Source organism: Bradyrhizobium sp. AZCC 1678, assembly GCF_036924765.1.
GTDB lineage: Bacteria > Pseudomonadota > Alphaproteobacteria > Rhizobiales > Xanthobacteraceae > Bradyrhizobium > Bradyrhizobium algeriense.
This window is the reverse complement of sequence record NZ_JAZHSE010000001.1, coordinates 7,301,404-7,314,397: the sequence shown is the minus strand read 5'-3', so window position 1 is coordinate 7,314,397 and position 12,994 is coordinate 7,301,404. Positions and strand designations below refer to the sequence as shown.

Genomic DNA, 12,994 nt, shown 5'->3' with positions numbered 1-12,994 from the left:
AGAAACGGGTTAAGAGACCCGAAAGTTGAGCCCGCACGACATATTGCAAGAGGACATCGATGCCCACTGTTTCCCCGACGCTGCTGCCGGTCCTGATGCTGTTCGCCTCCAACGTCTTCATGACCTTTGCCTGGTATGGCCATCTGAAATTCAAGGAGAGCCCGCTGCCGATGGTCGTGCTGGCGAGCTGGGGTATCGCCTTTGTCGAATACTGGCTGGCGGTGCCGGCCAACCGCTGGGGCAGCGCGGTGTATTCGGCGGCGCAGCTCAAGACCATGCAGGAGGTGATCACGCTGGTGGTGTTCGCCTGCTTCTCGGTGCTCTATCTCAAGGAGCCGCTGGGCTGGAATCACGCGCTCGGCTTTGCCTTCATCGCCTTCGGCGCGTTTTTGATTTTCCACAAATGGGCGTGAGTTGATGGCAACGGCGTGTTCGGGGAACGCCGCTCAACCGCATGAGCCTCTGAAGGCTGAGAAAGTAGCAAAGAGAAAGAAAGCTGGAAAAATGGCCCGCTAGTAATGATAGCGGCACTGAGCAATGTCGAGTTGCTGAGTGTCACCCTTTCCAGAAACGCGATACACCAAGCGATGTTCGCCTGAAATGCGGCGCGACCACCATCCCTGGAGCGCATGTTTAAGGGGCTCTGGTTTCCCAAGCCCCTTGAACGGATGGCGCTTAATATCTTTGATTAGACCGTTTATGACTTCGAGGATCTTTTCATCCTCCTTTTGCCATTGCAGATAGTCTTGCCAGGCATCTTCCGTCCAAGCGGTTTTCATACCTTGGCCGAACCTGCCTTTGTTGGCTCGATCAACTCGCGTTCAGTTAGTTTGCCCTCGTCCGCTTCCTTGATGGAACGTAGAAGACGTACTGCATTGGCGGGACTCTTCAGGAGGTGGACGGTCTCCATGAGACTCTCATACTCATCCTCGGCCATGAGAACGACGGTGCGGGCATTCTGGCGGGTGACGAACAGGGGGGCGCGATCATCGCAAACCTCGTCCATGTAGGACGCGAGGTTGTTACGCAGTTCAGTGTAAGAAACGTGCGCCATCTCTTCTACCTCGTGCTGCACAGCGATATGTACGGATATATGTACAGATAGTGCGCGTGTCAACAAGAGGTTTAGTTTCCCGCCGTTCCCACCAAATGCGCAACTTCACTTCGCAACCGGCGCCACCCGCAATACCCGTCCGTTCGAACTGTCCGTCAGCAGCCACAGCGCGCCGTCCGGCCCCTGGCGAACGTCCCTGATACGCTCATGCAGGTTTTGCAGCAGGCGTTCCTCCGACGTTACAGCGTTGCCGTTCAGCGTCAGCCGCACCAGCATCGCGCCGCGCAGCGCGCCGGTAAACAGGCTGCCGTTCCATTTCGGAAACAGCTTTCCGGTATAGAAGGCCATGCCCGACGGCGCGATCGACGGCACCCAGTATTTGAGCGGCTGCTCCATGCCGTCCTTGGCCGTAGCGTCGTGGATCTTGGCGCCGGAATAATCGATGCCGTGGCCGATCACCGGCCAGCCGTAATTCTTGCCCTTGCCGATCAGATTGACCTCGTCGCCGCCGCGCGGGCCGTGCTCGATTTCCCAGGGGTCGCCGGAAGCCGGATTGATCGCGAGCGCCTGCACGTTGCGGTGCCCGTAACTCCAGATCTCTGGCTTGGCGTCAGTGCGGCCCGCGAACGGATTGCCTGATGGCACCGAACCATCGGGCGCGATCCGGATCAGTTTGCCGAGATGGTTGCCGAGATTCTGCGCCTGGTCGCGGTGAGTGAAATGATCGCCCAGCGCCACGAACAGATTGCCGTCCTCGGCCTGCGCGATGCGGCAACCGTAGTGATTGCCTGATGACAGCGGCCCTTGCTGGCGGAAGATGATCTTGACGTCGTCGAGGCGGCCGCTGCCGTCGTTGAGTTGTGCGCGAGCGACCGTGGTTCGCCCGCCACCGTCGGTTCGTTCGGCATAGCAGAAATAGATGGTTTTGTTCTGCGCAAAGGCTTTGTCGACGACGACATCGAGCAGGCCGCCCTGGCCGGACGCCCAGACCTCGGGAACGCCCTTCAGCGGCGGCGAGATCTGTCCTTCGGTCGTAACGATGCGCATGCGACCCGGACGCTCGGTCACCAGCATCTTGCCGTCAGGCAGGAACGCCAGCGCCCAGGGATTAGCGAGGCCTCTGGCGATGGTCCGGACGTCGAGTTCGCCCGCCGACGAACCAAATGCCTGTTCCTGGCCGCGGGTGCTGGTGGCGATCAGGAACGAGACGGCAAGCAGGATCGCGACCGCCAAGGCCGCGGTCACAAGGCCGACAGGTGTCTTCATCCTGTCCGTCCAATCGCGATGACGGTCATCGCGCGTTCGCTAATGATGCAAACGGAAAAGCCGCAACCATTACGGAAAGGGCATCGCCACGGTGGCCTTGATCGACAGCACCGTCAGGGTGACCATGAGGCAAAGCGATAGCGTGCCGATCGCGAGCGATGTGGCGATGGCACCAAGTAACCGGGAAGAAGCGACAGGCGCTCGGCTGCTCTCGAAGCCGACCGCGCCGGGTGACCGTATCATTGGCCTAAATCCTTGTAACGCGGGACGAATCACCCGCGACTCACGCGACGTCAGGAAAATCTTGCAATGATCACCGGCAACATTGCGGCGACCGAAGGCTGAAAATGGCGGGAATGCGGCAAAGGTTAACGTTATGCCCGCTATTGTTAACCTTTGGCGGCATGCTCGCGCGAAAGTGAGGAGGCCGGCGGCAGGCGCGGCGGCGGTTATGCGCCGGCGGCGATGTCGGCTTGGTCGTCGACCTCGGCCTCCGGCTGCCAGTCCATGGTGACGAAGCCGGGGGTCTGCTCGACCCGCCGCAGCCAGGCGCGGATGGCGGGGAAGGTCGCCAGGTCATAGTCGCAGCGGTCGGCGACATGGGTGTAACCGTACAGCGCGATATCGGCGACCGTCAGCTGCCCCGCGGCGAAATAGGCGCGGGTCTTGAGATGGTTTTCCATCACCTGAAGCGCGGCATAGCCGCGCTCCATCCAGTCCTCCAGCGCATGCGTCTGCAGGTCGCGGCCGCCTTTGACCAGCGACAGCCAGAAATAGGCGGCGCCGATATTGGGCTCGAGCGCGTGCTGCTCGAAGAACATCCATTGCAGCGCTTCGGCGCGCTCGACCCGTGACTCCGGAGCCAGCGAAGTGCCGCCGCAGACATACCAGAGGATAGCGTTGGACTCGGCGAGATAGCGTCCGTCGGCGACTTCCAGCAGCGGCACCTGTCCGCTGGGATTCTTCTCCAGAAAATCCGGCGTGCGGCTTTCGCCGCGGAGAATGTCGACTTCGATCGCCTGATACGGCGCGTTGAGCAGCGCCAGCGCAAGGCGGACCTTGTAGCTGTTGCCGGAGCGCTGCATCGAATAGAGTTTGTACATCGTCGTTGGGTTCACTTAAGGCTCGAATCGCGCACGCGGTAAGCGCACTGCGGAAAGCTCTCGCGCCGCAACGCGGCTAAACAATGATGCCGATACGAATGCGTCGCAAGGCCCGCGGAATGGAAAAAGTCGAAAAGCTCTACTGCACTGCACGCGCGCAGCATGGCATGCCACGGCGCTGGGATCACGTGGACGAGAGCGGAGGAGGAGACCGATTCAAGCCTTCGCGATCAAGCTGTCCGCGTCCGCTTCCGGCGTGAGCGAAGGGGAAACCGAATCGCGTGCGAGACACCTTGGCGTTGAATCGACATGGGTTGCGAACAGGCGTGCGCCACGCCGTCCGCCAGCGCGTGGTGGAGAACCGGGATGCCGGGCAGCCTTCGGCTGCGGGCATGCAGGGCGGTGGCCGCGTAGCACAGCCTCGGGCCGTCAACCGCTCCCGGCATCGCGATCCGTGCCGGACGTTCTAGCCTTGCCGGCCCCTTGTCAGATATGAGCCAATTCGCCGCGGAACTTCGCGAATATTGCGCCGATATTGCTCCGATCGTACCGAGCCTGTTCGACGCTCCCTAAAGTTGACCCCTATCCGGCCAAGCTTCTTGCGATGCAGCGCGCCGCGCCTTAGGGTGCAGCGTTCCCATCAAAAAGAGTCGTGAATTTCTTCAGCTCACGACGTTTGCCAGGAGATGATGATGCCCTTCCTGTCCGCCTCGCTCGCCCGTGTGAAGCCGTCCGCGACGATCGCGGTCACGGATAAAGCGCGGGCGCTGAAAGCGGCGGGCCGCAACGTCATTGGTCTTGGCGCCGGCGAGCCGGATTTCGATACGCCCGCCAACATCAAGCTGGCGGCGATCCGTGCCATCGAGGCCGGCAAGACCAAGTATACCGATGTCGGCGGCATTCCCGAGCTGAAGGAAGCCATCATCGCAAAATTCCAGCGCGAGAACGGCCTGACGTATAAGCCGAACCAGATCATCGTTGGCACCGGCGGCAAGCAGGTGCTCTACAACGCGCTGATGGCGACGCTCAATCCCGGCGACGAGGTGATCATCCCGGCGCCGTACTGGGTCAGCTATCCGGAAATGGTGGCGCTCGCCGGCGGCGAGACGGTGCCGGTGGTGTGCCCGGCGTCGAGCGGCTTCAAGCTGCGGCCCGAGGATCTCGAAAAGGCGATCACGCCGAAGACCAAGTGGATCATCCTGTGCTCGCCGTCGAACCCGACCGGCGCCGCCTATACCCGCGCTGAGCTGAAGGCGATCACCGATGTGCTGATGAAGCACCCGCATGTCTGGGTGATGACCGACGACATGTACGAGCACCTCGTCTATGACGACTTCCAGTTCGCAACGCCCGCGCAGGTCGAACCGAAACTGTACGAGCGCACGCTGACGGTGAACGGCGTGTCGAAAGCCTATTGCATGACCGGCTGGCGCATTGGCTATGCCGGCGGCCCCGCCGACCTGATCAAGGCGATGTCGACGATCCAGTCGCAGTCGACCTCGAACCCGTCGTCGATCGCGCAGTGGGCTTCGGTGGAAGCGCTGAACGGTCCGCAGGACTTCATTCCGGTGCACAACAAGGTGTTCAAGGAGCGCCGCGATCTCGTGGTGTCGATGCTCAACCAGGCCAAGGGCATCGAATGCCCGCGGCCCGAGGGCGCGTTCTACGTCTATCCGTCCTGCGCCGGCACCATCGGCAAGACCTCGCCGTCCGGCAAGGTGATCGCCAATGACGAGGACTTCGTCACCGAGCTTTTGGAGAATGAGGGCGTCGCCGTCGTGCAGGGTTCGGCGTTCGGGCTTGGACCGGCGTTCCGAATTTCCTACGCGACCAAAACCTCCGATCTCGAAGACGCCTGCAAACGCATCCAGCGCTTCTGCGGCAATTTGAGATAAGAGGCGTTTTCGCCTCACAGGCCCGTCCCGCACTCGATGCGGGATGGGTTCCGGTTCTCGTCAGCGAAACGCGCCAAAAAAGCGGTCGTCAAATCACATCACGCGTGATCTGCGCGAAGTTTTGACGGCTTCTCATCGAGGCGCTCTGTTTTTTATGGGCGCGCCATGTTTTCGACACGGCGCTTCCATCCTGTCCGCTCCGCTGAATTTGTTCATCAACATGCGGAGACTGGGACACATGCGATTCCTGACATTGACACTCGCCACGCTTTCGTTGCTCGCGCCGATCGCAAGCGCTGACGCGGCGCCGCCGGTGGTTCGCGCCGGCATCCTGCAATGCCAGGGCGGCCAGAATGTCGGCTTCGTGGTCGGCTCGGTGACGAGCCTGGAATGCGTGTTCCGCAGCGAAGGCCGCCGTCCTGAACCTTACATCGCCAAGGTGCAGCGCATCGGTCTCGATCTCGGCGTCACCGAGCAGACGCAGTTGTCCTGGGCGGTCAGCGCGCCGAACAGCCGGCTCGGACGCGGCGAACTCGCCGGCAGCTATGGCGGCGTCGGCGCCAATGCATCGATCGGCGTCGGCGGCGGCGGCAATTTTCTGGTTGGCGGTCCCGCCAATGCCTACGCTCTGCAGCCGATCAGCGTGCAGGGACAGACCGGGCTGAATGTCGCTGCCGGGATCGCCGGCCTCGAGCTGCAGCCGTTCAACGGCTACGGCCCGCGCCGGCACACCCACCGCCGCCACCGTCACCGCGGCTAACGACACGCTAAGAAAAAGGCCCGCGCAAGCGGGCCTTTTTTGTTGGTGGCCGCTGTCATTCCGGGGACGCGCGAAGCGCGAACCTCAGATGTGCAATTGCACAGCGGGGAATCTCGAGATTCTCAGGTGCGCAATTGCGCACCGTAGTTCGATGCTGCGCATCGCCCCGGAATGACGTCGGCGAATAACACCTGCTCCCCGCAAATTCTGGAACTGTCCGACACGTTGTGGCATAGATCGAACGCGCCGCGGGCACGGCCTTGTTCTTGATTCTCTGCTCGCATCACCGTTTTTTTGCCGGAGATTTCTTCATGCGTCGTTCCCTCATCCTTGCCGCTGCCGCGCTCGCCATGCTGGCCACTTCTATAGGCGGCGCCAATGCGCAGCAGGTGCAGCGCGTGCAGGTCGGCGTGCTGGAGTGCCGCGGCGGCGCCAGCGTCGGCTTCATCGTCGGTTCCGTCACCAATCTCGGCTGCGTGCTGCGCGCCGACGGCATGCCGGAAGACCGCTACATCGCCACCATCCGCAAAGTCGGACTCGATCTCGGCATCACCCAGGAATCGGCGCTGGCCTGGGGCGTGTTCGCGCCTGTCGCGCGGCTCGGGCCGGGCGGCCTGTCCGGCGACTATGTCGGCGCGCAGGGCAGCGCGACCCTCGGCGTCGGCGTTGGCGGCAACGTGCTGGTCGGCGGCTCCGCCAATTCGATCGCGTTGCAGCCCTTGAGCGTGCAGGGCCAGGTCGGCGTCAGCATTGCCGCCGGATTGGAGAGTTTGGAACTGCGGCCGGGGCGTTAGTTAAGGCTGCTTCCACGTCATTGCGAGCGAAGCGAAGCAATCCATTTCTCCGCACGGGGATAGGGGGGCTTCCGGCTTGTCTTTTTCAGCGCATATCGTTGCGCCTGCGCGAGCTACTTGCTGGCCGCTCCCTTCGGCATCGGCTAGCATGAATCATGAATTCAAATCATCAGATTGCGTCCGGCCAAGCCGGGCTGGCTGTGAAAGTCGTCGGCGACGGCGACCCCGTTGTCTTTCTGCACGCCGCGGTCTGCGATAGCCGCATGTGGCGCGCGCAACTCTATGCCGTCGGCGCAAGCAACAAGGCGATCGCGTATGATCGGCGCGGCTTTGGCGAGACCCGCGCGGAAAAGGAAGACTTTTCCGCCGTCGCGGATTTGCTGGCGGTGATTGACGCCGTCGGGAACGGCGCGCCGGCGATCCTTGTTGGATGCTCCCAGGGTGGACGGGTCGCGCTCGACACCGCGCTTCTGCATCCATCCCATGTCCGCGCCCTCGTTCTCATTGCGCCCGCCGTGAGCGGCGCGCCTGAGCCGATCCATCCGCCTGACATCGCGGGGCTGATAGCCAGGCTCAAGGACGCCGAACAAGCCGGCGATCTGGATCGCGTGAGCGCCATCAAGGCTCATCTTTGGCTGGACGGTCCACTGCAGCCCGAGGGTCGTGTCACGGGTGAGGCGCGCCGACTGTTCCTCGACATGAACGCCATTGCGCTACGGTCGCCGCCGGTTGGCTCGAACCTCGATGTCGCGCCCGCCTTCCATCGTCTCGGCGAGATATCGGCGCCATCGCTTGTGATCTGGGGCGACCTCGATTTCCCGCACATTCAGGAACGATGCCGTCATATCGCAACGACGATGCCGAACGGGTCGGGCCATATGTTGACCGGCATGGCCCATCTGCCGAGCCTGGAGCGACCAACCGAGATCACGGGGCTCCTCGCCGAGTTCATCGATGGCTATTCCGACCGCCGGGCATAGCAAACCGCGCGCAGGGCAGCGTGACGCTCGGCGTCAGCATTGCTGCCGGATTGGAAAGCCTGGAACTGCGGCCGGGACGTTAACTTTCGTCGTCCTCCGTCGTCATTGCTGTGCATGTTCACTAATTCGCTGATTGGATCGCTCCTCTGGAGGACCATCCGATGCGCGATGACGGGTTAGGTCCCAGCCCGCCTCACGCCGCAGCGCAGCGAATTTTTCCCGCTTGCCAAAATCACGAGACAGGCGGAGCATCCAATCCGCCGACCCAATCATGGGCCGAGCTCCAAACAAGGAGGCGGCAATGGGACAAGACGTCAGAAGTCCCCGAGGTCCACGGTGCATAGCGCTGGTGGGCCCTTTCCAGAGCGGTAAAACCACACTTTTGGAGGCGATATTGGCGCGAACAGGCGCCATTAAAAATGCCGGCAGCGTCGATGCCGGAACCTCGGTCGGCGATTCCAGCCCCGAGGCACGGAACCACAAGATGGGCGTAGGCCTCTCCGCCGCCACGACCAGCTTCATGGGCGATAGTTACACCCTTATCGATTGTCCCGGCTCGATCGAGTTCGCGCATGACATGCGCGCCGCGTTGCCTGCGGTCGATGCCGCGGTCGTGGTCTGCGAGGCGGATGAGAAGAAGCTGCCGCAACTGCAGATCATTCTGCGTGAGCTGGAAGATTTGGGCATTCCCCGTTTTCTGTTTTTGAACAAGATCGACCGCGCCAACAAGCGCATCCGCGAGACGCTCGCGACCCTGCAGCCGGCTTCGCGCGTGCCGCTGGTGCTGCGACAGATTCCGATCTGGAACGGCGACTTGATCGAAGGTTTTGTCGATCTCGCGCTGGAGCGCGCCTTTGTTTATCGCGAACACAAGCCTTCCGAAGTCGTCGCGCTGGAAGGCGGCAATCTCGACCGCGAGAAGGAAGCGCGGTTCTCGATGCTGGAAAAACTCGCCGACCATGACGACGCGCTGATGGAGCAGTTGCTTGAGGATATCCAGCCGCCGCGCGACGCGGTGTTCGACGATCTCGCCCGCGAATTGCGCGAAGGCCTGATCTGCCCGGTATTGCTCGGCGCTGCGGCGCGCGAAAACGGCGTGCTGAGGCTGATGAAGGCGCTGCGGCACGAAGCGCCCGGCGTTGCCGAGACGGCGAAGCGGCTCGGCGTATCAGCGCAAAAGGAAGCGCTGGCCTATGTGTTCAAGACGCTGCACCTGCAGCACGGCGGCAAGCTGTCGCTGGTGCGGCTGCTCGCTGGCCATCTCGATGACGGCGCGACACTGCAATCCTCTTCCGGCGAGGCCGGGCGGGTTTCCGGTATTCAAGCGGTGAGCGGCGGACACGACACCAAGCGGGCCGCGGCCGAGGTGGGAGACACGATCGCGCTCGGCAAGCTCGACGCGATCAAGACCGGCGATACGCTGTCGAGCGGCAAGACCGCGCCGCCGACGCTGGTGCAGATCGTGCCGACGCCACCGGTGCTGGCGATGTCGCTCGCGGCGACCGACCGCAAGGACGACGTCAAGCTCGGGCAGGCGCTGCTGCGGCTGAACGAGGAGGACCCGTCGCTAACGATGATCCAGAACCAGCAGACCCACGACATCGTGCTGTGGGGACAGGGCGAGATGCATCTGCGCGTCGCGCTCGAGCGGCTCAAGGATCGCTTCGGCGTCAACGTCAAATCGCAAGCCCCCGCGATCGGCTATCAGGAGACCATCCGCAAATCAATCACCCAGCGCGGCCGTCACAAGAAGCAATCCGGCGGCCATGGCCAGTTCGGTGATGTGGTGCTGGAGATCAAGCCGATGCCGCGCGGCTCGGGCTTCGCGTTCGACGAAAAGGTCGTCGGCGGCGCGGTGCCGCGCAACTATATCGGCGCAGTGGAGGAGGGCGTGGTCGACGGCCTCACGAAGGGCCCGCTCGGCTTCCCCGTCATCGACGTGCAAGTGACGCTGACGGACGGCTCCTATCACAGCGTCGATTCCTCCGATCTCGCCTTCCGCACCGCGGCGCGGATCGGCATGAGCGAGGCGCTGCCGCAGTGCCAGCCGGTACTGCTGGAGCCGATTCACATGGTGGAGATCGTCTGCCCGACGGAAGCGACGGCGAAGATCAACGCCATCCTGTCGGCGCGGCGCGGCCAGATCCTGGGCTTCGACACCCGCGACAACTGGCCGGGCTGGGATTGCGTCCGCGCCACCATGCCGGAAGCGGAGATCGGCGATCTGATCGTGGAATTGCGCTCGGCCACCGCCGGCGCCGGCAGTTTCACGCGGGCGTTCGATCGCATGGCCGAAGTCACCGGCCGCGCCGCCGACCAGATCATCGCCGCGCACCGCGTCGCGGCGTAAGTTGCCGGCGGGCCGCCGCAGCTTCGTCTGCGGCGGCTCGCGTTCGGCTTGACACAGCACAGCGGAAGATAAATTGATCGTCGTGGCCGGGTTATCCCGGCCATCGACGTCTTTAGGAGATTTCTGCCGTGACCAAACCCCCCGCCGCCTGCCTGATCGGATGGCCGGCTGCGCATTCGCGTTCGCCGCTGATCCATCATTACTGGCTGCGGACGCTCGGCATCGAAGGCGGTTACGTCATCGAGGCGGTGCCGCCCGACGAGTTCAAGGATTTCATTTTCCGGTTGTCGCTGCGCGGTTTCGTCGGCGCCAACGTCACCATTCCGCACAAGGAGCGCGCGCTTTCTCTGTCGAAGCCGGACGCGCGCGCCCGTGCGGTCGGTGCGGCCAACACGCTGTGGTTCGAGAATGGCGAACTCTGCTCGACCAATACCGACGTCGAGGGCTTTATCAACAATCTCGATGCCTGTGCGAGCGGATGGGACAAGGCCGAGGATGCGCTGGTGCTCGGCGCCGGTGGCTCATCGCGTGCGGTGCTGTTCGGTCTGTTCGACCGCGGCATCAAGCGGGTGCATCTCGCCAACCGCACCATCGAGCGCGCCCGTGCGCTGGCGGATGAATTCGGCGCGAACGTTCTGCCGGTGGCATGGGACGCGATCGGCGATTTGCTGCCGCGCACCGGGCTACTGGTGAATACGACCTCGCTCGGCATGAAGGGGCAGCCGCTGCTCGAACTCGATGTCGGGCAGTTGCCGTCACATGCCGTCGTCGCCGATCTCGTTTACGTGCCGCTCGATACGCCACTGCTGACGGCTTCGCGCGCGCGCGGCCTCAAGACCGCCGACGGGCTCGGCATGCTGCTGCACCAGGCGGTGCGCGGCTTCGAATTGTGGTTCGGCCGGCGCCCCGAGGTGACGCCGGAACTTCGCGCGCTCGTCGAGGCCGATCTCACGAATACATGATCGGCTGATCGCGGAGACTTGAGCCGGAATTTTTTTGAATGGCCGGGGTCAATGGCTACGTCAGGTCTGCCACCGGAGATTCCTGCCCATGCCCGTTCGTCGCTTTCAGTTCGTCCGCCCGCTTGTCGCCGTTGCGATGGTCGCTGGCTCCACGCTTTACGCCATCGCCCAGCAGCCGCCGACGCCGACGCGCGTTCGCGGCACCATCGAGGCCGTCGATGGCGACGTGCTCGCCGTCAAGTCGCGCGGCGGTGAAGACGTCAGGCTGCATATGGCCGGCGACATCAACATCGTCGGGATCACCAAAATCGCGCTGTCCGACATCAAGGTCGGTTCCTTCATCGGCACCACCACGGTGCCGGGGCCGGACGGCAGCCAGAACGCGGTGGAAGTGCACGTGTTTCCGGAAGCCATGCGCGGCACCGGCGAGGGCTCGCGGCCCTATGATCTGCGTCCCAACTCCACCATGACCAACGCCACGGTGGCGGACTCCGTGGTCGGCAATGACGGTCACACCCTGATGATCAAATACCGGGGTGGCGAGAAGAAAGTCGTGGTCTCCCCGGAGACGCCGGTCGTGACCTACGTTCCCGCCGACAAGTCCGACCTCAAACCGGGCGCCAAGGTGATCGCCTTCATGAAGAAGCTGCCGGACGGCTCGCTCGAGACCAGCCGGGTCAGCGTCGGCCGCGACGGACTGACTCCGCCGATGTGAAGTCGCCTCCTGGAATAGCACCTCCCGCGCGGTGTTTGCGTTGAGTTGGGCGCTAACATCTTGGGAGGGATACCATGCCAAAATCTTCTTCCTGGCCGCGGATGCTTGCGGCCTCGCTGACCTTTGTCACCCTGCTTGGATCGGCGGCGTGGGCGCAGCAGCCGCCGACGGTCCGCATTCGCGGCACCATCGAGGCCGTAGACCTGCCCATGCTGTCGATCAAATCGCGCGAGGGCACCGACATGAAGGTCCGCGTCACCGACAATGTCGCGGTGTTCGGCGTGGCCAAGACCGAACTCTCTGAGATCAAGGAAGGCTCCTATATCGGCGTCACCGCGATGCCGGAGCCGGACGGCACCCAGAAGGCGGTCGCGGTGCATATCTTCCCGGAGAACCAGCGCGGCGCGGCCGAAGGTTTCCGGCCCTGGGACCAGCGGCCGAACTCGACCATGACGAATGCCACCGTCGCCCAGACCGTGAAGGGCACCGATGGCCAGAACATTTTGGTGAAATACAAGGACGGTGAAAAGAAAGTCGTGGTGCCGGAGGGGACGCCAATCGTTACCTTCGTCGCCGGCGACAAGTCCGAACTGAAGCCGGGCGCGAAGGTGATCATCTTCAGCGCGGTGAAGAAGGACGACGGCACGCTGGAGGCGGCCCGCGTCAATGTCGGCCGCAACGGGATCACGCCGCCGATGTGAGGCGAAGCCTTTACTTCCATTCTCCCCTTGTGGGAGAGAAGGTGGCGCGGACGCAGTCCGTGCCGGATGAGGGGTTCTCTCCGCGGAGACAGACCCCTCATCCGTCTCGCTGCCGCTTCGCGTCAGCGATCCACCTTCTCCCACAAGGGCAGAAGGGAGGCAGGACGCTTCGCTTGGTTGTGCGCATCACGTCCTTGCCAAGGCGGAACCGCGTCATCCAGCCAGAGCTTTGATCTAGGTCAAGCGCCTGTTCAGCCAGAGTCAAACCCTGCCAGGGGGTGGATGCGAATTGGGTTGGTTGCAGCCCGAACGCTCGGGCCCAATCAACAGGAAGGAAGCGCCATGTTTCGCTATGTTCTACCGGTTCTTGCAGCACTCGTTCTGGTTACGGCCAGCCTTATCCCGGACGACGCG

At 63.1% G+C, this 12,994-nt stretch carries 14 protein-coding genes; 9 read left to right on the top strand and 5 right to left on the bottom strand.

Going from position 1 to position 12,994, the window contains the following annotated elements; genetic code table 11:
• The first annotated feature begins 59 nt into the window (after positions 1-59).
• A complete protein-coding gene (locus V1294_RS34800; protein WP_334503660.1) occupies positions 60-413 on the top strand; it encodes a DMT family protein in 354 nt (117 codons plus the stop codon).
• A gap of 99 nt (positions 414-512) precedes the next feature.
• On the opposite strand, the gene V1294_RS34795 is transcribed toward V1294_RS34800, so the two are convergent.
• The 5 genes from V1294_RS34795 to V1294_RS34775 form a co-directional block, all read right to left on the bottom strand.
• Complete coding sequence (locus tag V1294_RS34795; RefSeq protein ID WP_334503658.1) at positions 513-779, bottom strand: Txe/YoeB family addiction module toxin; 267 nt, start codon at positions 777-779, stop codon at positions 513-515.
• Positions 776-1,054 carry a type II toxin-antitoxin system Phd/YefM family antitoxin gene (locus V1294_RS34790; protein WP_247780866.1) on the bottom strand — a complete coding sequence of 93 codons (279 nt, stop codon included), beginning with the start codon at positions 1,052-1,054 and terminating at the stop codon, positions 776-778. The genes V1294_RS34795 and V1294_RS34790 overlap by 4 nt, the downstream gene beginning before the upstream one ends.
• Before the next feature lie 105 nt (positions 1,055-1,159).
• On the bottom strand, positions 1,160-2,320 hold the full coding sequence (locus V1294_RS34785; RefSeq protein WP_334503657.1) for a PQQ-dependent sugar dehydrogenase: 1,161 nt from the start codon (positions 2,318-2,320) through the stop codon (positions 1,160-1,162).
• 69 nt (positions 2,321-2,389) lie between these two features.
• A complete protein-coding gene (locus V1294_RS34780; protein WP_247780862.1) occupies positions 2,390-2,563 on the bottom strand; it encodes a hypothetical protein in 174 nt (57 codons plus the stop codon).
• Positions 2,564-2,769: 206 nt separating this feature from the next.
• On the bottom strand, positions 2,770-3,423 hold the full coding sequence (locus tag V1294_RS34775) for a glutathione S-transferase family protein (RefSeq protein WP_108521990.1): 654 nt from the start codon (positions 3,421-3,423) through the stop codon (positions 2,770-2,772).
• Between the two features lie 692 nt (positions 3,424-4,115).
• Here V1294_RS34775 and V1294_RS34770 point away from each other — a divergent pair.
• The 8 genes from V1294_RS34770 to V1294_RS34735 all read left to right on the top strand — a co-directional run bounded on the left by V1294_RS34770 (position 4,116) and on the right by V1294_RS34735 (position 12,580).
• Positions 4,116-5,318, top strand: a complete 1,203-nt coding sequence (locus V1294_RS34770; RefSeq protein WP_334503656.1) for a pyridoxal phosphate-dependent aminotransferase — start codon at positions 4,116-4,118, stop codon at positions 5,316-5,318.
• A gap of 238 nt (positions 5,319-5,556) precedes the next feature.
• The gene (locus V1294_RS34765) at positions 5,557-6,078 is read left to right on the top strand and encodes a DUF992 domain-containing protein (RefSeq protein WP_334503655.1); all 522 of its coding nucleotides are present in this window, start codon (positions 5,557-5,559) and stop codon (positions 6,076-6,078) included.
• Positions 6,079-6,389: 311 nt separating this feature from the next.
• Positions 6,390-6,872, top strand: coding sequence for a DUF992 domain-containing protein (locus V1294_RS34760; protein ID WP_334503653.1), 483 nt, complete (start codon positions 6,390-6,392; stop codon positions 6,870-6,872).
• A 155-nt stretch (positions 6,873-7,027) separates the two neighbouring features.
• A complete protein-coding gene (locus V1294_RS34755) occupies positions 7,028-7,852 on the top strand; it encodes an alpha/beta fold hydrolase (protein ID WP_334503651.1) in 825 nt (274 codons plus the stop codon).
• A 301-nt stretch (positions 7,853-8,153) separates the two neighbouring features.
• Positions 8,154-10,202, top strand: a complete 2,049-nt coding sequence (locus tag V1294_RS34750; RefSeq protein ID WP_334503649.1) for an elongation factor G — start codon at positions 8,154-8,156, stop codon at positions 10,200-10,202.
• 128 nt (positions 10,203-10,330) lie between these two features.
• Positions 10,331-11,164: a shikimate dehydrogenase gene (locus tag V1294_RS34745; protein WP_334503647.1), complete on the top strand. Its 834-nt coding sequence runs from the start codon at positions 10,331-10,333 to the stop codon at positions 11,162-11,164.
• Between the two features lie 88 nt (positions 11,165-11,252).
• Complete coding sequence (locus V1294_RS34740; RefSeq protein ID WP_334485056.1) at positions 11,253-11,879, top strand: hypothetical protein; 627 nt, start codon at positions 11,253-11,255, stop codon at positions 11,877-11,879.
• Positions 11,880-11,953: 74 nt separating this feature from the next.
• Positions 11,954-12,580, top strand: coding sequence for a hypothetical protein (locus V1294_RS34735; protein ID WP_334503644.1), 627 nt, complete (start codon positions 11,954-11,956; stop codon positions 12,578-12,580).
• Positions 12,581-12,994: the final 414 nt, after the last annotated feature.

Bases quoted from the DNA above. Each gene is read 5' to 3' on its own strand.
- V1294_RS34760 (WP_334503653.1), top strand. From the start codon at position 6,390: ATGCGTCGTTCCCTCATCCTTGCCGCTGCCGCGCTCGCCATGCTGGCC.
- V1294_RS34800 (WP_334503660.1), top strand. From the start codon at position 60: ATGCCCACTGTTTCCCCGACGCTGCTGCCGGTCCTGATGCTGTTCGCC.
- V1294_RS34765 (WP_334503655.1), top strand. From the start codon at position 5,557: ATGCGATTCCTGACATTGACACTCGCCACGCTTTCGTTGCTCGCGCCG.
- V1294_RS34750 (WP_334503649.1), top strand. From the start codon at position 8,154: ATGGGACAAGACGTCAGAAGTCCCCGAGGTCCACGGTGCATAGCGCTG.
- V1294_RS34740 (WP_334485056.1), top strand. From the start codon at position 11,253: ATGCCCGTTCGTCGCTTTCAGTTCGTCCGCCCGCTTGTCGCCGTTGCG.
- V1294_RS34775 (WP_108521990.1), bottom strand. From the start codon at position 3,423: ATGTACAAACTCTATTCGATGCAGCGCTCCGGCAACAGCTACAAGGTC.
- V1294_RS34785 (WP_334503657.1), bottom strand. From the start codon at position 2,320: ATGAAGACACCTGTCGGCCTTGTGACCGCGGCCTTGGCGGTCGCGATC.
- V1294_RS34755 (WP_334503651.1), top strand. From the start codon at position 7,028: ATGAATTCAAATCATCAGATTGCGTCCGGCCAAGCCGGGCTGGCTGTG.
- V1294_RS34790 (WP_247780866.1), bottom strand. From the start codon at position 1,054: ATGGCGCACGTTTCTTACACTGAACTGCGTAACAACCTCGCGTCCTAC.
- V1294_RS34795 (WP_334503658.1), bottom strand. From the start codon at position 779: ATGAAAACCGCTTGGACGGAAGATGCCTGGCAAGACTATCTGCAATGG.
- V1294_RS34770 (WP_334503656.1), top strand. From the start codon at position 4,116: ATGCCCTTCCTGTCCGCCTCGCTCGCCCGTGTGAAGCCGTCCGCGACG.
- V1294_RS34780 (WP_247780862.1), bottom strand. From the start codon at position 2,563: ATGATACGGTCACCCGGCGCGGTCGGCTTCGAGAGCAGCCGAGCGCCT.
- V1294_RS34735 (WP_334503644.1), top strand. From the start codon at position 11,954: ATGCCAAAATCTTCTTCCTGGCCGCGGATGCTTGCGGCCTCGCTGACC.